Origin of the sequence: Marinobacter sp. LV10R520-4 (assembly GCF_002563815.1) — a bacterium.
Taxonomy (GTDB): domain Bacteria; phylum Pseudomonadota; class Gammaproteobacteria; order Pseudomonadales; family Oleiphilaceae; genus Marinobacter.
In genome coordinates this window covers 926,454-948,375 of the sequence record NZ_PDJM01000001.1, presented here as the reverse complement: position 1 = coordinate 948,375, position 21,922 = coordinate 926,454, and the positions used below count along the sequence as shown (strand labels likewise).

The 21,922-nt window shown below is 54.9% G+C and carries 14 protein-coding genes, 2 tRNA genes and 2 rRNA genes; 10 read left to right on the top strand and 8 right to left on the bottom strand.

Features of this window, described 5'->3' with window-relative positions:
- Window positions 1–83: 83 nt before the first annotated feature.
- Window positions 84–1,661, bottom strand: a complete 1,578-nt coding sequence (locus tag ATG98_RS04495; RefSeq protein WP_098422225.1) for an AAA family ATPase — start codon at window positions 1,659–1,661, stop codon at window positions 84–86.
- A gap of 193 nt (window positions 1,662–1,854) precedes the next feature.
- Here ATG98_RS04495 and mrcB point away from each other — a divergent pair, with 193 nt between their 5' ends.
- Entirely contained in the window at window positions 1,855–4,185 is a 2,331-nt protein-coding gene (gene mrcB, locus ATG98_RS04490; protein ID WP_098419671.1) for a penicillin-binding protein 1B, read from the top strand.
- On the top strand, window positions 4,182–4,778 hold the full coding sequence (locus ATG98_RS04485; protein WP_179888038.1) for a tetratricopeptide repeat protein: 597 nt from the start codon (window positions 4,182–4,184) through the stop codon (window positions 4,776–4,778). The genes mrcB and ATG98_RS04485 overlap by 4 nt, the downstream gene beginning before the upstream one ends.
- A gap of 98 nt (window positions 4,779–4,876) precedes the next feature.
- On the opposite strand, the gene hemL is transcribed toward ATG98_RS04485, so the two are convergent.
- From hemL to ATG98_RS04460, 5 genes are all read right to left on the bottom strand, one after another.
- Window positions 4,877–6,157 carry a glutamate-1-semialdehyde 2,1-aminomutase gene (gene hemL, locus ATG98_RS04480; RefSeq protein WP_098422224.1) on the bottom strand — a complete coding sequence of 427 codons (1,281 nt, stop codon included), beginning with the start codon at window positions 6,155–6,157 and terminating at the stop codon, window positions 4,877–4,879.
- Window positions 6,158–6,170: 13 nt separating this feature from the next.
- Window positions 6,171–6,833: a thiamine phosphate synthase gene (gene thiE, locus ATG98_RS04475; RefSeq protein WP_098422223.1), complete on the bottom strand. Its 663-nt coding sequence runs from the start codon at window positions 6,831–6,833 to the stop codon at window positions 6,171–6,173.
- The gene (thiD, locus tag ATG98_RS04470) at window positions 6,821–7,582 is read right to left on the bottom strand and encodes a bifunctional hydroxymethylpyrimidine kinase/phosphomethylpyrimidine kinase (protein ID WP_098422222.1); all 762 of its coding nucleotides are present in this window, start codon (window positions 7,580–7,582) and stop codon (window positions 6,821–6,823) included. Before thiD ends, thiE begins: the two co-directional genes overlap by 13 nt.
- A gap of 79 nt (window positions 7,583–7,661) precedes the next feature.
- Window positions 7,662–8,084 (bottom strand): protoporphyrinogen oxidase HemJ, encoded by a 423-nt coding sequence (gene hemJ / locus ATG98_RS04465; RefSeq protein ID WP_098419667.1) that lies wholly within the window; start codon window positions 8,082–8,084, stop codon window positions 7,662–7,664.
- A 2-nt stretch (window positions 8,085–8,086) separates the two neighbouring features.
- Window positions 8,087–9,877: a chloride channel protein gene (locus ATG98_RS04460; protein WP_098422221.1), complete on the bottom strand. Its 1,791-nt coding sequence runs from the start codon at window positions 9,875–9,877 to the stop codon at window positions 8,087–8,089.
- A gap of 177 nt (window positions 9,878–10,054) precedes the next feature.
- Here ATG98_RS04460 and argC point away from each other — a divergent pair, with 177 nt between their 5' ends.
- The 3 genes from argC to erpA all read left to right on the top strand — a co-directional run bounded on the left by argC (window position 10,055) and on the right by erpA (window position 11,954).
- Window positions 10,055–11,092, top strand: a complete 1,038-nt coding sequence (gene argC, locus ATG98_RS04450; RefSeq protein ID WP_098422220.1) for an N-acetyl-gamma-glutamyl-phosphate reductase — start codon at window positions 10,055–10,057, stop codon at window positions 11,090–11,092.
- 105 nt (window positions 11,093–11,197) lie between these two features.
- Window positions 11,198–11,395, top strand: a complete 198-nt coding sequence (locus ATG98_RS22170) for a hypothetical protein (protein WP_228706011.1) — start codon at window positions 11,198–11,200, stop codon at window positions 11,393–11,395.
- A 205-nt stretch (window positions 11,396–11,600) separates the two neighbouring features.
- Window positions 11,601–11,954, top strand: coding sequence for an iron-sulfur cluster insertion protein ErpA (gene erpA, locus ATG98_RS04440; protein WP_098419663.1), 354 nt, complete (start codon window positions 11,601–11,603; stop codon window positions 11,952–11,954).
- A 76-nt stretch (window positions 11,955–12,030) separates the two neighbouring features.
- Here the strand turns inward: erpA and ATG98_RS04435 are convergent, their stop codons facing one another.
- Entirely contained in the window at window positions 12,031–13,128 is a 1,098-nt protein-coding gene (locus tag ATG98_RS04435) for an anhydro-N-acetylmuramic acid kinase (protein ID WP_098419662.1), read from the bottom strand.
- 2 nt (window positions 13,129–13,130) lie between these two features.
- Window positions 13,131–14,573 (bottom strand): OapA family protein, encoded by a 1,443-nt coding sequence (locus tag ATG98_RS04430; protein WP_098424371.1) that lies wholly within the window; start codon window positions 14,571–14,573, stop codon window positions 13,131–13,133.
- A gap of 302 nt (window positions 14,574–14,875) precedes the next feature.
- On the opposite strand from ATG98_RS04430, the gene tyrS reads away from it, so the two are divergent.
- The 5 genes from tyrS (at window position 14,876) to ATG98_RS04405 (ending at window position 21,850) form a co-directional block, all read left to right on the top strand.
- Window positions 14,876–16,078: a tyrosine--tRNA ligase gene (tyrS, locus tag ATG98_RS04425; RefSeq protein WP_098422219.1), complete on the top strand. Its 1,203-nt coding sequence runs from the start codon at window positions 14,876–14,878 to the stop codon at window positions 16,076–16,078.
- 487 nt (window positions 16,079–16,565) lie between these two features.
- A 16S ribosomal RNA gene (locus ATG98_RS04420) occupies window positions 16,566–18,116 on the top strand.
- 214 nt (window positions 18,117–18,330) lie between these two features.
- A tRNA-Ile gene (locus ATG98_RS04415) sits at window positions 18,331–18,407 on the top strand.
- Window positions 18,408–18,502: 95 nt separating this feature from the next.
- Window positions 18,503–18,578, top strand: a tRNA-Ala gene (locus tag ATG98_RS04410).
- A 379-nt stretch (window positions 18,579–18,957) separates the two neighbouring features.
- Window positions 18,958–21,850: ribosomal RNA gene (locus tag ATG98_RS04405) — 23S ribosomal RNA — on the top strand.
- Together the 16S and 23S rRNA genes with 2 tRNA genes alongside form the textbook arrangement of a ribosomal RNA operon.
- Window positions 21,851–21,922: the final 72 nt, after the last annotated feature.

Below are 21,922 nucleotides of genomic sequence, written 5' to 3'. Positions count from 1 at the left end.
GATGTTTCCTTCTAGCGTTCTGTTCCGGCTTTATAACGAGCATCGTCCATGCAGTCCGTTTTGGCCTTGGTAGCTCCAAGGTCTTACCTGGGTGGAAGGCCAAAATGCTGTCGAATTCGGTCTGCAACGGCTTCTGCCACATGTTCCTGATCGGTACGAAGGTGGGCGGTATAGATTTTTTCTTCAGCGGTCAGGGGTTCAAACCAGTCTTTCTGGGCATTCAGCAATTCTTCTGTGGCTTCCGAGGCGTCGCCTTTGCGTTTGCGTACCCATTCTTTTCGCAGTTCCTCTGGCGCTTCGCAATGAATCAGCGCAAACGGAACTCCCTGGCTTTCCGCAACAGCGGCAAACAGCGCGCGCTCCTGCTCTTTCAGGCAGGCCGTGTCGGCTATAACCGGGAAGCCTGCAGCAAGCAGGCTGCTGGCAAGCTTCGCCAAACGTTCATAAGTCTTTGTGTTGGCTTCGGCGGAGTAGAGGTTGCCTCCGGTAGGTGACTGACTGCTGTCCAGCGGTGCCAGCCCATGCAGACGTTTACGTTCAACGTCTGATCGCAGCCGAATAAGACCCAGTTCGCCAGCCAAAGCGGCACTGACACAGGTTTTACCGCTTGCGGATAAGCCGACGGTGGCAATAAAGTAGCGGTTAGGAATGCTGCTGTAATCTTCTGCAAGCTGAGCGTAGGCGTTATAACGCTGCATCAGCTCTTCTTTTTCACTGTCGCCCAAGGACGGATTACCCATAGTGAACAGCGCAATCTTCGCTCGCACTATTGCCCGGTAAGCCTTGTAAAGCGGCAGCAGAGGCAGCGCCTCAAAATCGTCGCGATATTCCAGGTAGGTGTTCAACACCAAGTTGGCTTTGGCGGTTTCGCCTCGGGATTCCAGGTCCATCAGCAGGAATGCCAGATCGTTAATAACATCAATCCAGCGGAACGGCTCGTTGAACTCGATACAGTCAAACACCGTTACCTGATCGTTATAAATAGTGATGTTCGCCAGATGCAGATCGCCATGGCATTCACGCACCAGGCCTTGTTGGTGGCGTGCAGCAATCAGTGGTTGATGGCGTTCGAAGGTGGTGCGGGTCCAGATTTCCAGATTGTCCAGCTGTGCAAGCTGGCCGGCATCGCTCAGCAGCGGCCGAATCTGGTCGAAATTCTCCTGCATGGCGGCGTAGACCGCGTCGGGCGCTCCTAGCGGGCTTGCGGGGTCAACCGGCGGCAGGCTGTCGTGAAACTCCGCTGCTTGTTGGGCCAGTGTCGCTAGGCGCTCCGGCTCCAGTTCGCCCCGTTCCTGCTGGCGATCGAACAAATCGTCCTGGCGGAACTGGCGCATTTTCAAAACGTACTCAAAGGCTTCCCCGCTGCCACCCAGCACCGGATTTTGTGGCGTGCCGGTAATGGGGATAACTTGCAGATACAAAGGCGCTGCCAGGCGCCGGTTCAGCCGCAGCTCTTCTTCGCAGAAATGCTTGCGCCGCGGCAAGGTGGAAAAGTTGAGGAAGCCAAAATCCATCGGCTTCTTGATTTTGTAGGCAAACTCACCGGTCAGAAGAACCTGGGAAATGTGGGTTTCGATAACCTGAAACTGGTGAACCGGATGGTCGTACAAAGCCGGATTTTGTAAAGCTTGAACCAGTGTGTTCGCAGGCGAATCGCTCAAAGTGTTTTCCTCGTGTTGCTTGAACCCATTAATTGTCTATGTGACATCATAATGGCTAGATTACGGAAATAACACACAACTGGCCTGCTGCGAAGGCTAGTGTCTTGTCTGGCTAATTCGCAAGCCCCCCAGAAGGTCAGTAGGTTTACCAATTAGTCACACCAGACACCAGAGCGTTCGTTATACTGCCGCCATGAAAAATACCGACAAGGCCCGCAAGCCCGGCCGCAAAAAACCGGCTTCTCGTAAACAGCCCGCCGCCGCACAGTCCCGCCGCAAGGGTTTCTGGCGTATTTTACTGCGTCTGGCACTGCTTGGCCTGGTATTGCTGGCGGGCTGGATGGTGTATCTGGATGCGCAGGTCACATCGCGCTTTGAGGGTCGCCGCTTCGAGGTGCCATCGCGGGTTTACGCCCGGCCGCTGGAACTTTACAGCGGTGCGCCAGTAAGTGCCGCTGCGCTTGAGCAGGAGCTGGCATTGGCGGGCTTTCACAAAGGTGATGGTTCGCGCTCGGGCAGTTATCAGCGCAGCGGTGGGCGCTTTCTGATCAGCAGTCGCGGCTTTGATTTCCCCGATGGCAAAGAGCCGCGGCGGCACCTGGCGCTGAATATAGCGGGTGACCAGGTGCAGAGTTTGAAGGTTGTTAAAGGCCCTGATAGTGGGATTGTGCGCCTGGAACCGGCGCAGATTGGCGGTATTTATCCGGCGCATCAGGAAGACCGGATTTTAGTACAGTTGGATAAATTGCCAGAGTTGCTGCCGGCCGCGCTGATGTCGGTGGAAGACCGCAGTTTTTACGACCATCACGGTATTGCGCCGCTGTCGATTGCCCGCGCCATACTGGCGAACATTCGCGCTGGTGGCATTGTTCAGGGTGGTAGCACGCTGACCCAGCAGCTGGTGAAAAACTTTTTCCTGACCCGCGAGCAAACTCTGCTGCGCAAGGGTAACGAAGCTTTGATGTCGATTCTGCTGGAGCTGCATTACAGCAAGAGCGACATTCTTGAAACCTATCTTAACGAGGTTTATCTGGGCCAGGCGGGCACACGCAGTATTCACGGTTTTGGCCTGGCCAGCCAGTTCTATTTTGCCGAGGCATTGGAGGATTTGCTGCCCCACCAACTGGCGTTGCTGGTGGGCATGGTCAAGGGGCCGAGTTATTACAACCCCCGCCGCCATTCACAGCGGGCCACCGCAAGGCGCAACCTGGTGCTGGACCAAATGCAGCAAGCAGGCCTTTTGGGTGAATCTGACGCGCAGCGCGCCCGGTCTTTGCCTTTGGGCGTGAGTGACAAGGCTTCTTTTTCGCAGAATCGCTACCCGGCCTATATCGATCTGGTTCGCCGCCACCTGGCACGGGATTACAAAGAGGAAGACCTGCGCAGCGAAGGCCTGCGGATTTTTACCACTCTTAACCCAGCTATGCAGATGGCTGCGGAGAAAGCGGTAACGGAAACGCTGCCGCGGCTGGGCGACGAAGCGCTGGAGTCGGCGTTGGTGGTGACCGCGAAAGACAGCGGCGAAGTGCTAGCCCTGGTCGGCGGGCGCGACCCGCGTTACGCCGGTTTCAACCGGGCACTGGATGCCAGCCGCCAGATTGGTTCATTGGTGAAGCCCTTTGTGTACCTGGCCGCCTTGTCGCAGCCCCAGCGTTACACGCTGATTACTCCGTTGCAGGACACGCGCTTCACCCTGAAATTCGAGAATGGCACGGTGTGGCAGCCAAAAAACTACGACGGTCTGGAACGGGGCGAAGTGCCTTTGCATCAGGCGTTGTCTAAATCCTACAACCTGCCAGTGGTTCGGGTGGGTCTGGACATCGGATTGGCCGAGGTGAAGTCCACGCTGCAGGTGTTTGGTACTAGCTCGGCTATTTCCGACTATCCGTCTATGTTGTTGGGTGCTGTGGCAATGACGCCGGTGAATGTGGCGCAGATATACCAGGGCCTTGCGACCTCAGGGTTTAACACCCCGCTGCGCACCATTCGGGAGGTGACCGACGCGGGCGGCGAACCGCTTAGCCGCTACAGCTTGCAAGTGAACCAGGTGGCCGACCCGGCCGCAGTGCACCTGCTGCAATACGCCATGCAGGAAACCATGCAAGAGGGCACGGGCCGTTCGGCCTATAACACGGTTCCCCGCGCTTTGGCGCTGGCGGGCAAAACAGGCACCACCGATGACGGCCGCGATGCCTGGTTTGCCGGCTTTAGCGGCGACTTGCTGGCGGTCGTCTGGGTAGGGCGGGACGACAACGGCGCTACCCGGTTAACTGGGGCCAGCGGAGCTTTGCCGGTGTGGTCGAATTTTATGGCGCAGGTGCCGCAAAACAGTTTCACGCCGGTGGTACCCGATGGCGTGCAATACCATTGGGTAAATGTACAACAGCAGGCGTTAACCGATGAACAATGCGAGAATGCGCGCCTGATGCCGTTTATCACCGGCAGCGAGCCAAAGCAGACAATCACCTGTGCCGGCGCTCTGCCGCAAAAAATCCGTGGTTGGTTTGAAGGGTTGTTTCAATGATGAGAGTACAAAAGGACATGCAGAATAAAGCACAGATGTTTCGCCGCGCAGTTGTTTGTGCCGTTTTGCTACTGGCGGGCTGTGCCAGTGGGCCTGGTGGCGGTATTTACGTGCCTGCCGGAGAGCGTCCGCAGGCGCCTAAGCCGCCACTGACCGACGGCGCCGCCAAACCAGCCGATGAACCGCAGGTATGGCGCAAAAGCGAACAGCCGCCTGAACAGAAATCACAACAGCCAACAGGCGTGCCCGGGTACCGCGAATCTGGTGATCAGATGCCTGCTGCGGCAGCGGGCTTGGTAAAAGAGGCCGATACCCTGATTGCGCAAGGTAATGGGGCTGCGGCGATTACCCGCCTGGAACGGGCGCAGCGCATTGCACCGCGGTCTGCGGCGGTGTATTTCAAGCTGTCTGAAGCCTACGTGATGACCGGCCAGCTTGGTAGCGCTGAACAGTTTACCCTTAAGGGGTTGTCGCTGGCGGGGCGTGACGAGCGTTTGCAGCGTTCAGGCTGGTTACTGTTGGCCGACATTCGCAGGGCTCGGGGCAATGTGGCCGGTGCACAGCAGGCCGAAAGCCGCGCCGCGCGGTTGTAAATTGGGAAAAACGGTAGCTGACATAAAAACCGGGATATAAAAAAGGCCACTGTGATTAGCAGTGGCCTTTTTGTTTGGGGCAGCGTTATCGCAATATTTTACAGCGTTGCGAAGACCTTGCGTGCTGCGTTCAGAGTGAACTCGATGTCCTCATCGGAAATGGCGGCGCTGGTAAAACCGGCTTCAAAAGCTGACGGCGCGAGGTAAATGCCCTCCGCCAGCATGCCCTGGAAAAACTTCTTGAAGCGTTCGATATTGCATTCCATTACCTGGTCAAAGCGGGTGACGGACGATTCTTTACTGAAGAAGAAGCCAAACATAGCACCAGCCCCTTGTACCGCTAGCGGAATACCTGCGTCGTCGGCTGCAGCCTTCAGGCCAGCGCAGATTTTTTCAGTTTTAAGGGTCAGGGCGTCGTGAAATCCGGGCTCGGAAATTGCGTTCAGGGTGGCCAGGCCAGCGGTCATCGCCAGCGGGTTACCGCTCAAGGTGCCTGCCTGGTAAACTGGGCCCAAAGGCGCAATGTGTTCCATGATTTCGCGTTTGCCGCCGAAAGCACCTACCGGTAAGCCGCCACCGATCACTTTGCCCAGCGCCGTCAGGTCTGGGGTTACACCGAACAAGCCCTGGGCGCCGCCCAGTGATACACGGAAACCGGTCATCACTTCGTCAAAGATCAACACCGTGCCGTATTCGTCGCAGATCTCGCGCAGGCCTTCCAGAAACCCCGGAACCGGTGGAATGCAATTCATGTTGCCGGCGACCGGCTCTACAATAATGGCCGCGATCTCGTTGCCCATGGTGCGGAAGGTTTTGCGCACGTCATCAATATCGTTGAAGTTCAGGGTCAGGGTAAGTTCGGCCAGGCAAGCGGGTACACCCGGAGAATTTGGTATGCCCAAGGTCAACGCTCCGGAACCGGCTTTCACCAGCAGTGAATCAACGTGGCCGTGGTAGCAACCTTCAAACTTGACCACTTTGTCGCGGCCGGTGTAGCCGCGGGCCAGGCGAAGCGCGCTCATGGTGGCTTCGGTGCCGGAGTTCACCATGCGCACCAGTTCGATGGACGGCACCAGTTCACAGACTTTCTTGGCCATCTCGGTTTCGATGGCGGTCGGCGCGCCGTAACCGATGCCTTTTCCAATCTGGGCGTGCAAAGCGTCTTTTATAAGCGGGTTGGAGTGGCCAATAATCATGGGTCCCCAAGAGCCGATGTAATCAATGTAACGGCGATCGTCTTCGTCGTAAAGATACGCGCCTTGGGCACTTTTGAAAAAGATCGGCGTACCGCCAACACCGCGAAAAGCCCGTACCGGGGAGTTAACTCCACCAGGAATGTATTTCTGGGCCTGTTCGAACAGGGTTTCGGAGTGCGTCATGTCTTGGCTCCTGTTAAATGTTTTGAAAAAATTGAGAACGATGTTGGGCAAACAGCCGGCTAAATTCGCGGGCGCGTTTTGCGGTGGCACTAATGTCGGTGCTGAAAAGCCCACCGGCTACTGCCAGCAAATCGGCGCCTGCGCGTATCAGAGGTTCGGCGTTGCTCAGGGTAATGCCGCCAATAGCGGTAACCGGGAGCTGGAACTGTTTGGCCAGTCCCAGCACTTGCGTGTCGGCCGCGGAAGCGTCGGGTTTTGTGGTTGATGGATAAAATCGGCCAAATGCCAGATAACTTGCACCTTGCTTCCAGGCGGCTTGCGCCAGCGCTATATCGGCGTGGCAGGTGATGCCAATAATGGCCCGTTCGCCGATCAGGCGCCGAGCCTCGATCAGGGTGGTATCGCCTTGGCCCAGATGCACACCGGCTGCTTGCACCCGCAAGGCCAGCTCGATGTTGTCATTAATCAATAGCGGCACGCCGGCATTGCTGCAGGCGCATTGCAGGGCGCTGGCCTGGCGCAGCTGTTCGGCTGCCGGCAAGCGCTTTTCACGGTATTGTACCAGTACCGCGCCGCCTTCCAGCGCGGCTTCTACCGCCGTTATCAGTGTGTCGCCAGGGGTTAAATGGCCGTCGGTGATGGCATACAGACCGGGTTTTAGCGTTAATGTTTCCACAGAATCCCCCGATCGGGCACCGGTTGCCCCTCGCCCACTTTCAGCGCTTGAACAATGGCGCGATGCACGTAGTTCTGCGCCTGCGCGATAGCAGCGCGCTGCGACAGGCCGCTAGCACGGCCTGCGGCAATAGAAGACGCCAGCGTGCAACCGGTGCCGTGATATTCGCCACCAATACGTTCGATATGCCAGCTCTGGGGCTCGGCACCACGTCGGTACAGCACATTGATGATGGCTTCGCCGGTGCCGTGGCCACCTGTGGCCAACACGTCACCGCAGCCCGCCAGCTGGAGTTTAATGGCGGCTTTTTGCGGATCAGGTTCGCCGGTTAGTAATTCCAGTTCCACGCCGTTGGGCGTGATCATTTCCGCCAGAGGGAAGAGCCGTGTCAGCATGGCGTTAATGAGTTCTGAGTCTGCCAGATCGCCGCCGCCGGCGGCTTTAATCACAGGGTCTACAATCAGCGGTATGTGTGGCCGTTTGCGGACGAATTCTACCAGCACGTCCACCACGTCGGCATTGCCCAGAGCGCCGGTTTTTATAGCGTGAATGGGCGTGTCGCCAGCCAGGCATTCAAGTTGACGACGAATCAGATCGGCGTCAATCGGCTCCGCGGCATAAACGTTGCGGGTGTCTTGCACGGTCAGGCAGGTCAGTACGGGCAGCGGATGACAGCCCAGAGAGGTAACAGATTGAATGTCGGCTTGCACACCGGCGCCACCGGAGGGGTCCAGCCCGGACAAGATCAATACTTGAGGACGGCTACGGAGTTTGATGGCTTTCTCCTTGCGCTGAGATTGTTGTTGGGAATAGTGGTGGGGTGATGGCCTAAAATGGCCGTACAACCGCAAGAATAACTACCGCCAGCAGTACAAATACGGGCAATTCGTTAAACCAGCGGTAAAACACGTGGCCACGGGTGTTGCGATCGTCGCGGAACACTTTGACCAGGTGGCCACAATAAAAGTGATAAACGACCAGCAGCGCTACCAATACAAGTTTGACGTGGAGCCAGCCCTGGCTGAAATAGCCAGACAGGTTATAGCTGAGCAGCCAAACGCCAAAAATTACCGTGGCAATCATAGACGGCGTGGTAATCCCGTTGTACAGCTTGCGCTCCATAATTTTGAAGCGTTCGCGACCCGGCTGGTCTTCGCAGGCCGCGTGGTAAACAAATAGCCGTGGCAGGTAAAAAATGCCGGCAAACCAGCACACCATCGAAATTATGTGAAAAGCCTTAACCCAAAGCATGTTTAACTCCGCCGATATTGATAGTAACTTTCGATATCTGATTTCAGCACAACCCCATGAACCCTCTGGATCATTGGCGCCACGTGGCGCTGAACATAAAGAGCTTCTGCGCTGCTGTTATCAAATTCATACAATGCCTCCTCGAGCGTGGCCTGATATTGCACCGGTGCCAGATCGCGACGGTTTGCCGGTATGTTCATCAGGTCAATCTGCTCGGGCAGGGGCTGGTCTTCGGTTTTCAGCAGTTTTTCGCTGTCCTCCAGAAAACGTGCCAGATCTACCGCCGGCATTAGCGACGTTGGTCCGTTGCTGCCGTCAATTACCAGCCACTTAGGCTCGGATTTGAGGATTTTGCGTGCTTCTTCCGGCGTCAGCCGGCGTTGGATACGCAGGATACTCTTATCCATGATGGCTGCCACCGATACCCGCCGCAATGCTTGAATCACCGGAGAGTTCTGATAGCTCAGGCCCTGGGATTTGAGAATGGTCAAAAAAAGCGATTTACGGCCAAACGCTTCGCTGGTCACCAAGCTTGAGGTGGTGATAATCAGCATGCCCGGCAAAATAATATTGGGGTTGCGGGTCAGTTCCATCAACGCCATCAGCGCCGCTAGAGGCGCCTGCAATACCGCGCCCATCATCGCGCCCATGCCCAGCATGGCGTAAAAGCCAACAGAGGAGGCGTGGCCCGGCATGATTTCTGCACCGATCAACCCCATGGCTCCGCCGAGCGTCGCGCCTATGAAAAGCGTAGGCCCTATGATGCTGCTGGGCATACCCAGGCCAACCGTTAGCGCGGTAATCAAGAGTTTTGCGACTCCCACGCTCAAGAGCAGCCAGAAGCCGAGTCCGCCGTTTATAGCGTCATTGACCGTGTCGTAGCCGATCCCCATGGTTTGGGGTACGAAAATGGCGACGGGAACCATTAGAACGCCGGCAATAATGACGCGTAATAAGATAGGGCGGTGGTTGAAGCGCCCCATGTATTCCACCAGGTAAATGAAAAGCGCCGCTGCAACACCCATAATGACTGCAATAACCAGAATCCAGGGTATCTCCAGCAGTGAGTTCGTCATCAGTGCAGGAACATTAAACGCGGGGTCTGGGCCGTACACGATCTGGGTGACTATCGCGGCGCTGACGGCTGCAAGAATGATGGGAGTGAAGCCGGCGATGGTGTATTCCATCATCACCACTTCCATTGCGAAAACCACCCCTGCAATAGGCGTGTTGAACGATGCCGATATGGCCGCAGCGCAGCCGCAGGCCACCAGGGTGCGGATGCTGTTGTTGGGCAGTCGCATCCACTGACCCATTAAACTTGAAAAAGCCGCCCCTAAATGAACTGCGGGCCCTTCCCGGCCTGCAGATTGCCCGGTAACAACGGTTGCAACGCCTACAATGAACTGAATAAAGGCGCTTTTGGCAGTAATATAGCCCTGGTGGTAGTTCAGGCGTTCCATAACATGAACAACACCGACTTTACGGTCATGAGTCGCCAGACGATGCAGCAGCACGCCAAGGCCAAACGCGCCGACCAGAGGTAAAACCCCCCGTGTGACAACATCCAGACCCTCGAAAGCCTCGGAGGGGAAAGCCCCGGTTCCATCCCCGGGTAGGAAATATTTCAAGGGCCACTCAATGGCGAGGCGGAAGATCAGAATGACGCCGCCGGTGACCAAGCCGGAAAGCAGGCCCAGCAAGGCTAGTTGCGGCAGCGCGTCTGCCCCGGATATCCGGCGTCGGAAGCTGGCTTTCATTTTTGCCGTTAGCTGGCGTGTGGAACGGATCATAGTGGGTGCATGCAGGGCCTGGGCCGGTTGATGATTTTCATACCGGGTCTAATCCGGCGCAGACTGTCTTTGGTATTGTAGCCACCTCGGTCAGGGCTGCAATAAGCGGTTGGCTTATCATGATAGAATGGCCGCTAAAAATGCAATTTCAGGAAACAGACAAGCAGGAGCTTAAACGTGATTAAAGTAGGTGTTGTAGGTGGTACCGGATACACCGGCGTAGAATTGTTGAGGATTCTGGCGGTGCATCCCCAGGCACAAGTGCATTGCATTACTTCACGTTCGGAAGCAGGTATGCCAGTTTCTGACCTTTATCCAAATCTGCGCGGCCACTTTGATCTGGCGTTTTCAGAACCCGATGTGACTGTACTTTGCCAGTGTGATCTGGTGTTTTTCGCCACGCCTCACGGCGTCGCTATGCGCATGGTGCCAGAGTTGATGGCAGCGGGTGTGCGAGTCGTGGATTTGTCAGCCGACTTCCGCCTGAAAGATCTGGGCGTGTGGGCTAAATGGTATGGCATGCCACACGCGAGTCCAGAGTGGGCAGAAAAGGCCGTTTACGGTTTGCCAGAAGTCGTGCGCAGTGAACTCCGTGATGCCCAACTGGTGGCTAACCCGGGTTGTTATCCTACCGCGGTGCAACTCGGTTTTCTGCCCTTATTGGAAAACCGGCTGGTAGACAGCTCCCGCTTAATCGCCGACGCCAAGTCGGGCTCCAGCGGTGCCGGCCGTCAGGCCAGCGTGGGTATGTTGCACGGCGAGGTTGGTGAAAGTTTCAAGGCCTATGGCGCCTCTGGTCATCGCCACCTGCCGGAAATTCGCCAGGGCTTGAGCCAGGCCGCTGGAACCATCGCGGGTATAACATTTGTGCCGCATCTGCTGCCGATGATTCGCGGTATAGAAGCAACGCTTTACGCTGAATTGAATAACCCGGGCGATTTTGACCGGTTGCAGAAACTGTACGAAGAACGTTATCGGGCCGAGCCCTTTGTGGATGTGATGCCGTTTGGCAGTCATCCGGAAACCCGCAGTGTGCGTGGTGCGAATCACTGCCGCATGGCGCTGCACCGGCAGGAAGGCAGCAACGTGGTTATTGTCACCTCGGTAATTGATAATCTGGTGAAAGGTGCTGCCGGCCAGGCCGTACAGAATATGAACGTCATGTTTGGCATCGCTGAAACCATGGGCCTGGAAGCGCCGGCCATGCTGCCATGAGAGCCGCAACAGCTGTAACACGAGCTACTGGTGTGGCCTTTAAGGGTGGCTAACTCCGCCCCTCAAACAAGCAAGCGTAGACGTGTCGGCCGGCGCAGGCTGACGTTGGCGCTGGTTTGTGGGACGTTTTTGGCCGGCGGCTACTGGGCCGGTGTGCAGCACGGCACTGATAGTGAAATTGCACGCTTGGGCCAGGTTGAAGTTGAGCGTGACCAGTTAAAGGCGTCTGCGACAAAGCTACGCAAACAGTATCAGGCAGCCCGCCAGCAACAATGGCTCACTCACGTTGCCCGACGGGTTTGAGCCTCTGGAAGTGCAGGTAGTCGCGCAGCCAGAAGGCAAAGAAACAGTGCAGGCCGAACGCACCTTTTTGTGGAGCAAGCTGGTGGCGAACTAGCCTGCGGTCCAAGGCGCCTCAATGCGTAATGTTTGAGCTCTGGTAATAGTTGATTGTTTTAGTCAAGAATACGATAATCATTGAAATTCAGCCAACATTCCGGAGGGGAACTTGAGCGCAGTTCAGCAACAGGTATCAGCCCCGCTGTTTTTCAGTGACAGTGCGGCGGCCAAAGCCAAAGAGCTTATTGATGAAGAAGGCAACGCCGATCTCAATTTGCGGGTGTATGTAACCGGTGGGGGATGTTCTGGCTTTCAGTACGGGTTTTCATTCGATGACGCCCTAGACGACGAAGATACAATCATCGAGCGTGACGGCGTTAAATTACTGGTAGACCCGATGAGTTATCAGTACTTGGTAGGGTCGACGGTGGATTATCTGGAGGGCCTTCAGGGATCCCAGTTTGTGGTGAACAACCCTAACGCCAGCGCCACTTGCGGCTGCGGCAGTTCTTTCTCCATATAAATCTGACGGGCTGTTGGCGTTGTCTGTCTAACTGGCTGCCGGCAATGCCTGATGAACTGTTCGTACTCTGCGTTTATCAGGCCGGGTAGATAGCTCCCAATACTCTCGGCCCGCTGGCGCCGGTTACTTCTGGAAGGTTTCCACTCAGTCCCAGAACGGTGCGACGGGCCAGCCAGGCAAACCCGACCGGTTCCACCCATTGCGGGTCGAGCCCAAGCTCCTCCGTGCTGCACACGGCAGCCGGGCTAAGCGCCTGGGACAGTTCGCGCATTAACACCGGATTCAGCGCCCCTCCGCCACACACGTACACTTTAAACGCGTTCGATTGCGGCATTTGCTGAGCAATACTGAGCACTGTCAGCTGCAGCAGTGTGCGCTGCACATCGGGGGCAAGTAAGTTTGGGTAACGCTGCAGCCGGGTTTTTATCCAGCCCAGGTTAAAACGTTCTTTGCCGGTACTTTTCGGTGCCGGGCTTGCAAAGTAGGCGTCAGTAAACAGATCACTGAGCAGCGCCTCGTTGACAATGCCTTCTTCGGCCAAACGGCCGTCAGAGTCAAAATGACGACCAGTCTGGTCAGCACACCAGGCATCTAACAGGGCATTGGCCGGGCCTGTGTCGAACCCGTAAACGCTTCCTGTTCCGGCCCTCGGCAGCCAGGTAATATTGGCAATGCCACCCAGATTGATAATGCAGCGATCTTCCTCTGCGCTACTGAAGAACGATTGGTGAAACAGCGGCATCAGTGGTGCGCCTTGACCCCCAGCGGCCATGTCACGGCGACGAAAATCGGCAACAGTGGCTACTCCGGTGTGCTCGGCGATAATGCTGGGATTGGCAATTTGCAGGGAAAATGACGCACTGCCGCTAGGCTGGTGGCGTATGGTTTGGCCATGGCTGCCCACTGCGCCAATATCTGCTAAGGGTATGCCAGATTGCTGAATAACGATGTTGGCAGCCTCGGCAAACAGTTGGCCCGTCAGTGTGTCCAGTTCACCCAGCTCATCGGGTGTTGCGTGATTCTGTGCGGCCAGTTCTAGTCTGGCTCGAAGTTCGACAGGGTAAGGCAGAGTGTGGCGAGCGTGAAATTTTATGGTGTTGGTTTCAAATGACACCAGCACGGCGTCTATGCCGTCCATGCTGGTGCCAGACATCAGCCCTATCCAGGCAGTCATGTTTACTTCCCTGAAGCCAGAGTCAAAGGCTGTTTTTCATTGCCGCGTAACGTGTTGAACTGCGCCAGCTGTTGCTGTGTGACCTGTTTGAAGCGGGTCAGTTCAGTTTTCGGAATGGGTTTGGCGTCTGGCAGCTTAACGGTGCGTGAGTTGCGCGGCGCACCGTTAACCCGAAACTCATAGTGCAAGTGCGGGCCAGTGACCATGCCGGAAGAGCCAACGTAGCCAATGGTTTCGCCTTGCTTCACCCGTCCGCCATTTTTGATGCCTTTGCCAAGTCTGCTCATGTGGGCATAGAGCGTTGTAATATTGTCGCCGTGTGCCAGCACAACCGTGCGGCCGTAACCGCCTTTCCAGCCGGCAAATTTGATTCGACCGTTGCCTACGGCTTTGATGGGCGTTCCTGGGGGCGCCGCGTAGTCGGTGCCTTCGTGGGGCCTGACAACATCCAATACCGGATGCCGGCGCTGCAAGTTAAAGGATGATGAAACCCGCGCGTTCAGTGGTACGCGCAAAAAGGCTTTACGCATGCTTCTGCCGGTGGGGCTGTAGTAATCAGTGTCACCCTGAGCGTCTGTGTACAGCATGGCAATGTTGTCTTCGCCGCGATTAACAAAGTTAGCCGACAGGATGCGTCCGCTGCCAAATTTTTCGCCGTCAAGATAAAGCTCTTCATAAATCACTTCAAAGCGGTCACCTTTGCGCACGTCGTATACAAAATCGATGTCCCAGCCAAAAATGCCAGACATTTCCATTGTTAGCCGGTCGTCCATACCAGCGGCGCGGGCGGCCAGATAAAGGGAACCATCGATGGTGCCTTTGGCAAACGCTGTTCGCACCTCTGGTTCACGAACCACCTTTTTTCCAGTGAAGCCGTCGGTGCCAAGAGTTATGCTTAAACGTTCCAGTTTGCTGCGTTGCAGCTCAACCCCTGTAAGGATGCCTTCAGAGTTCGTGGCGAAGCGGATGGTTTCACCAGCGTAGAGGCGCTGCAGTTTCTTCGCTTCGCCTGCTCCGTGAATAACCGACAGCATAATGCCGTCGTTAAAGCCGGCTCTTTTGAACAAAGTCGATAAAGTATCACCTGAGCGAACATCAAACGATTGCCAGTTTATTGCCGGCTTGCCAAGGCTGGGGAGAAGGACCTCCTTCGCCTCATTGGTACGAATGGTTGAAGGCGCGACGGTCGCCGTCAGGTTCGAATTTACGTCGGTTGGAGTGCTCGATGCCTGGGGTGCTTCTGTCTTTGCCCCGGGCACTAAAGATGCTGGCACCGTAGAAAGAGTAGTAACAACGGTGGTGGCTGTGCCCGATTCAAGATCAAGCGCGATGGACATACGCTTGGCTTCTACATCTGCACTCGGGCTCATCAGCGCGGCAGTGGTAACAACAACGGTCGCCGCTGCTGCGATTGTAATGTGGGTCTTGGGGAATGTTTTGAACACGTATTTCACCCGTTTAAGTCGAGATTCCGGCAGCGTGTGCCGCTGTATTAAAGCCGATTTTAGTAATTCGACTGATAGATTACCGTATAAGAATCACCGGCAACAGACGTCAACATTACAGTTGCGGTGTTTGTTGCGCGGATTTCTCGGAGCGCGATTGTTACAATGCGTCGCCACGGCTGTGCAGTGATGGTCAAAAACCGAACGATAGTATCTTAGCAAAGTCGCGGCGAATAGGCAGGGTTGTCATTGAACTCTGTGAACTGGAGCTGTTTCAAGTCAAATTATGAGGTGGGGTTTTCATGGCATCGATTGATGAATCGCTGGCGCTGATCAAGCGTGGTATCGACGAGCTAATTCCTGAAGAGGAGCTTGTTGCCAAGCTCAAAGAAGGGCGCCCGCTGCGTGTAAAGGCTGGTTTTGATCCCACTGCGCCCGATCTTCATCTTGGTCACACGGTGCTGATTAACAAATTACGCCAGTTCCAGGATTTGGGCCACGAGGTCATTTTCCTGATCGGCGACTTCACCGGTATGATTGGTGACCCGTCGGGCAAGAGCGCTACCCGGCCGCCGCTGACCAGCGAGCAGGTAGCGGCTAATGCGATTACGTATAAAGAGCAGGTGTTCAAAATTCTGGACCCTGCCAAAACCCGCGTGGCTTTCAACTCTGAGTGGATGAGCAAAATGAGTGCCGCCGACATGATTGCTTTGGCGGGACAGTATACGGTGGCCCGCATGCTCGAGCGCGACGATTTTGACAAGCGTTACACTGGTGGTCAGCCGATTGCGATACACGAATTTCTATACCCTCTCATTCAGGGATACGATTCGGTCGCCCTGGAGGCAGATGTCGAGCTGGGCGGTACCGATCAGAAGTTCAACCTGCTGATGGGTCGGGCATTGCAGAAGCACTACGGCCAGAAGCCGCAAGTCATATTGACGGTGCCCATTCTTGAAGGCCTGGATGGTGTACAGAAGATGTCCAAGTCGTTGGGTAACTATGTGGGTGTGAATGACGCGCCTGGTGAAATGTACACCAAGCTTCTGTCAGTACCCGATGAGTTGTTATGGCGTTACTTTGAACTACTGAGTTTCCGGCCTCTGGCTGAAGTGGAAGCGTTCCAGGCCCAGGTAAGTTCCGGAGCCAATCCGCAGGACTATAAGAAGCTGCTGGCAGAAGAGCTGATCACCCGCTTCCATAATGAAGAAGCGGCGAAGACTGCCCACAAGTCTGCGGGCAACCGTGTGACGCTAGGCGAAATACCCGACAACGTGCCAGAGGTAAGCGTTGCGTTGGAGGGGCGGGAGCAGCTGGCGATTGGTACGGTGCTGCGTATGGCCGGACTGGTTAAGAACGGTGCGGCAGCGCGGGATGTACTGGGCCGCGGGGCCGTCTTTATAGATGGGGTGAAGCTTGAGGGTGACAGAATGTTTGCCGAAGGCGACACCTGTGTCATCCAGGCCGGCAAGAAGAAGGTTGCTCGTATCACTATGGTGAAATAGGCGGATAACGGGGAATTTGAACTTTCTTCAAATTCCCCGTTGACCTGTCCCGAGAAGTCTGTAGAATGCGCATCTCGCTTGAGGGACAGCCGGTTTTAGAGGGGCAGGAATCGAGCGGAAACTGTTTAGTAAGACGTTGAAAAGTTTAGGAAATGTGATTTAAACTTTGAACGCGAAAACGGTTGACACGGTTCGGATACGCTGTAGAATGCGCTTCTCGAATCAAGCAGTACCGGCCGGTTAGGTTGGGGGGTTTGGAAGGAAATGCTTCTGAAGCTTCTCGAAATAAACGGTTGACAGGGCAGCGAAACGATGTATAATTCGCCTCCTGATTGAGCCACGGCTCAAACGCTCTTTAAAAAATTAACCAAGTAATTCGTGTGGGCGCTGACTGGAGTATTTCGGTAAGAAATACCAAGTCAACGACTCGTCAAGAATTGAGTTTTTGTCTTGAGCAGATTTAAGATCTTCGGATCTTGTATGATTTAAACTGAAGAGTTTGATCATGGCTCAGATTGAACGCTGGCGGCAGGCTTAACACATGCAAGTCGAGCGGAAACGATGGTAGCTTGCTACCAGGCGTCGAGCGGCGGACGGGTGAGTAATGCTTAGGAATCTGCCTAGTAGTGGGGGATAGCCCGGGGAAACTCGGATTAATACCGCATACGCCCTACGGGGGAAAGCAGGGGATCCGCTCTTCGGAGAGGACCTTGCGCTATTAGATGAGCCTAAGTCGGATTAGCTTGTTGGTGGGGTAATGGCCTACCAAGGCAACGATCCGTAGCTGGTCTGAGAGGATGATCAGCCACATCGGGACTGAGACACGGCCCGAACTCCTACGGGAGGCAGCAGTGGGGAATATTGGACAATGGGCGCAAGCCTGATCCAGCCATGCCGCGTGTGTGAAGAAGGCTTTCGGGTTGTAAAGCACTTTCAGCGAGGAGGAAGGCCTTAAGCTTAATACGCTTGAGGATTGACGTCACTCGCAGAAGAAGCACCGGCTAACTCCGTGCCAGCAGCCGCGGTAATACGGAGGGTGCAAGCGTTAATCGGAATTACTGGGCGTAAAGCGCGCGTAGGTGGTTATGTAAGCGAGATGTGAAAGCCCCGGGCTCAACCTGGGAACGGCACTTCGAACTGCATGGCTAGAGTGTGGTAGAGGGTAGTGGAATTTCCTGTGTAGCGGTGAAATGCGTAGATATAGGAAGGAACACCAGTGGCGAAGGCGGCTACCTGGACCAACACTGACACTGAGGTGCGAAAGCGTGGGGAGCAAACAGGATTAGATACCCTGGTAGTCCACGCCGTAAACGATGTCAACTAGCCGTTGGGGATCTTGAATCCTTAGTGGCGCAGCTAACGCACTAAGTTGACCGCCTGGGGAGTACGGCCGCAAGGTTAAAACTCAAATGAATTGACGGGGGCCCGCACAAGCGGTGGAGCATGTGGTTTAATTCGACGCAACGCGAAGAACCTTACCTGGCCTTGACATGCAGAGAACGTTCCAGAGATGGATCGGTGCCTTCGGGAACTCTGACACAGGTGCTGCATGGCCGTCGTCAGCTCGTGTCGTGAGATGTTGGGTTAAGTCCCGTAACGAGCGCAACCCCTATCCCTAGTTGCTAGCAGGTAATGCTGAGAACTCTAGGGAGACTGCCGGTGACAAACCGGAGGAAGGTGGGGATGACGTCAGGTCATCATGGCCCTTACGGCCAGGGCTACACACGTGCTACAATGGCGCGCACAGAGGGCTGCAAACCCGCGAGGGGGAGCCAATCTCACAAAACGCGTCGTAGTCCGGATCGGAGTCTGCAACTCGACTCCGTGAAGTCGGAATCGCTAGTAATCGTGAATCAGAATGTCACGGTGAATACGTTCCCGGGCCTTGTACACACCGCCCGTCACACCATGGGAGTGGATTGCACCAGAAGTAGTTAGTCTAACCTTCGGGAGGACGATTACCACGGTGTGGTTCATGACTGGGGTGAAGTCGTAACAAGGTAGCCCTAGGGGAACCTGGGGCTGGATCACCTCCTTAAACGATGCCGAACGCTTCGGTCAGAGTCCACACGAATTACTTGGTTGATTGATTAAAGAGAGCAAAGGGTCTCGACCGACCCGCTGAATTAGCGCGACAGATTGTTGAGTCTGGCAAGGCGCGGATGGAGTGAAGACGGGAGCGTACTGTTGTACGTGACCAACTGAGTGAGAGCCGCAACGCAGTCCAGGCACGACAAGATGGCGTGATAATCGGGTCTGTAGCTCAGTTGGTTAGAGCGCACCCCTGATAAGGGTGAGGTCGGTGGTTCAACTCCACCCAGACCCACCAGAATCTTGTAACTCGTCGTTATTTCCGGACTTGCATAGAAAGCTATGCGGCGACCGAAAATGCCTAGATTTACAAAATTCTAGAAATAGCTTTTTGGGGCTATAGCTCAGCTGGGAGAGCGCCTGCCTTGCACGCAGGAGGTCAGCAGTTCGATCCTGCTTAGCTCCACCATTACACAGATTTGTGAATGTGTGGGTTCGTAGACGTTCTAAGTTACTTGGTTACCCTGAATGCCTGACTTCGGTCAGTGTACAGAAATAAGTGTTTCAGTTTAGCGTCCGCTAAGTCTGAAGGTCTTCTTTCTGATCACTGGGTCAGATTTGCTCTTTAACAAATTGGATGAGATAGAACACGAATACGTTTCTCTACGGTCTTTGAGAGACGTGTTCAAGTGATAACGATTTTTTCAAGCGTTATCCGGTGTTGTCGTTGAAGTGGTTGTGTATGACTTCGAGTGACTATCTCTAATCAGTTCCACCTGGAACGTCTTGGCTTCGGCTAAGGTGTCTTTTCGTGGTTCTATTTAGAGTCAGTTGTCTTGGGGTTATATAGTCAAGCAACTAAGCGCATACGGTGGATGCCTAGGCAGTCAGAGGCGATGAAAGACGTGGAAGCCTGCGATAAGGTTCGGGGAGCTGGCAAACGAGCTGTGATCCGGACATTTCTGAATGGGGAAACCCACCCAGTTTAGGCTGGGTATCTTACACTGAATACATAGGTGTAAGAGGCGAACCGGGAGAACTGAAACATCTAAGTACCCCGAGGAAAAGAAATCAACCGAGATTCCCTAAGTAGCGGCGAGCGAACGGGGACTAGCCCTTAAGCTGGACAACGGGTAGGAGAAGGCTCTGGAAAGTGCCGCCATAGTGGGTGATAGCCCTGTATCCGAAACCTGAGTCTAGTGAAATCGAGTAGGACGGGGCACGAGAAACCTTGTCTGAACATGGGGGGACCATCCTCCAAGGCTAAATACTCCTGACTGACCGATAGTGAACCAGTACCGTGAGGGAAAGGCGAAAAGAACCCCTGTGAGGGGAGTGAAATAGATCCTGAAACCGTATGCGTACAAGCAGTCGGAGCAGACTTGTTCTGTGACGGCGTACCTTTTGTATAATGGGTCAGCGACTTATGTTCAGTGGCGAGGTTAACCGTTTAGGGGAGCCGTAGGGAAACCGAGTCTGAATAGGGCGAATTAGTCGCTGGGCATAGACCCGAAACCGGGCGATCTATCCATGAGCAGGTTGAAGGTTGAGTAACATCAACTGGAGGACCGAACCCACTGTCGTTGAAAAGCCAGGGGATGACTTGTGGATCGGAGTGAAAGGCTAATCAAGCCCGGAGATAGCTGGTTCTCCCCGAAAGCTATTTAGGTAGCGCCTCGGACGAATACCACAGGGGGTAGAGCACTGTTTCGGCTAGGGGGTCATCCCGACTTACCAACCCGATGCAAACTCCGAATACCTGTGAGTACTATCCGGGAGACACACGGCGGGTGCTAACGTCCGTCGTGAAGAGGGAAACAACCCAGACCGCCAGCTAAGGTCCCAAAATTCCAGTTAAGTGGGAAACGATGTGGGAAGGCTCAGACAGCTAGGAGGTTGGCTTAGAAGCAGCCATCCTTTAAAGAAAGCGTAATAGCTCACTAGTCGAGTCGGCCTGCGCGGAAGATGTAACGGGGCTCAAACTGGATACCGAAGCTGCGGCTGCATACTTTGTATGCGGGGTAGGGGAGCGTTCTGTAAGCCTGCGAAGGTGAGTTGAGAAGCTTGCTGGAGGTATCAGAAGTGCGAATGCTGACATGAGTAACGACAATGCGAGTGAAAAACTCGCACGCCGGAAGACCAAGGGTTCCTGCGCAACGCTAATCGGCGCAGGGTGAGTCGGCCCCTAAGGTGAGACCGAAAGGTGTAATCGATGGGAGACGGGTTAATATTCCCGTACCTTGGATCACTGCGATGGAGAGACGGAGAAGGCTAGGTAAGCCGGGCGACGGTCGTCCCGGTTTAAGCGTGTAGGGAGGGGACTTAGGCAAATCCGGGTCCTCAATTCTGAGACGCGATGACGACTGCCCATGTGGCGGGAAGTTATTGATGCCATGCTTCCAGGAAAATCTTCTAAGCTTCAGGTGATTTGAGACCGTACCCCAAACCGACACAGGTGGTCAGGTAGAGAATACCAAGGCGCTTGAGAGAACTCGGGTAAAGGAACTAGGCAAAATGGTGCCGTAACTTCGGGAGAAGGCACGCTGGTGGTATGTGACACCCCTTGCGGGTTGAGCAGAAGCCAGTCGAAGATACCAGGCCCCTGCGACTGTTTATTAAAAACACAGCACTGTGCAAACACGAAAGTGGACGTATACGGTGTGACGCCTGCCCGGTGCCGGAAGGTTAATTGATGGGGTTATCCTCACGGAGAAGCTCTTGATCGAAGCCCCGGTAAACGGCGGCCGTAACTATAACGGTCCTAAGGTAGCGAAATTCCTTGTCGGGTAAGTTCCGACCTGCACGAATGGCGTAACGATGGGGGCGCTGTCTCTACCCGAGACTCAGTGAAATTGAAATCGCCGTGAAGATGCGGTGTATCCGCGGCTAGACGGAAAGACCCCGTGAACCTTTACTATAGCTTCACAGTGAACTTTGAACATGTTTGTGTAGGATAGCTGGGAGGCATTGAAGCGTGAACGCCAGTTTGCGTGGAGCCAACCTTGAAATACCAGCCTGGCATGTTTGAGGTTCTAACTTGGTCCCCTTATCGGGGATGAGGACACTGTGTGGTGGGTAGTTTGACTGGGGCGGTCTCCTCCTAAAGCGTAACGGAGGAGCACAAAGGTGGGCTAAGTACGGTCGGACATCGTACGGTTAGTGTAATGGCACAAGCCCGCTTGACTGCGAGACAGACACGTCGAGCAGGTACGAAAGTAGGTCATAGTGATCCGGTGGTTCTGTATGGAAGGGCCATCGCTCAACGGATAAAAGGTACTCCGGGGATAACAGGCTGATACCGCCCAAGAGTTCACATCGACGGCGGTGTTTGGCACCTCGATGTCGGCTCATCACATCCTGGGGCTGAAGCCGGTCCCAAGGGTATGGCTGTTCGCCATTTAAAGTGGTACGCGAGCTGGGTTTAGAACGTCGTGAGACAGTTCGGTCCCTATCTGCCGTGGACGTTGGAGATTTGAGGAAAGCTGCTCCTAGTACGAGAGGACCGGAGTGGACGAACCTCTGGTGTTCGGGTTGTCACGCCAGTGGCATTGCCCGGTAGCTATGTTCGGATAGGATAACCGCTGAAAGCATCTAAGCGGGAAGCCCCTTCCAAGATGAGATCTCCCTGGGCCCTAGAGGCCCCTGAAGAGCCGTTCAAGACCAGGACGTTGATAGGTCGGGTGTGTAAGCGCTGCGAGGCGTTGAGCTAACCGATACTAATTGCTCGTGCGGCTTGACTATATAACACCCAAGACAATTGGGTTTGACACAACACGGATAACGACGAAAAAATCAATATCACGGCCCAACAAG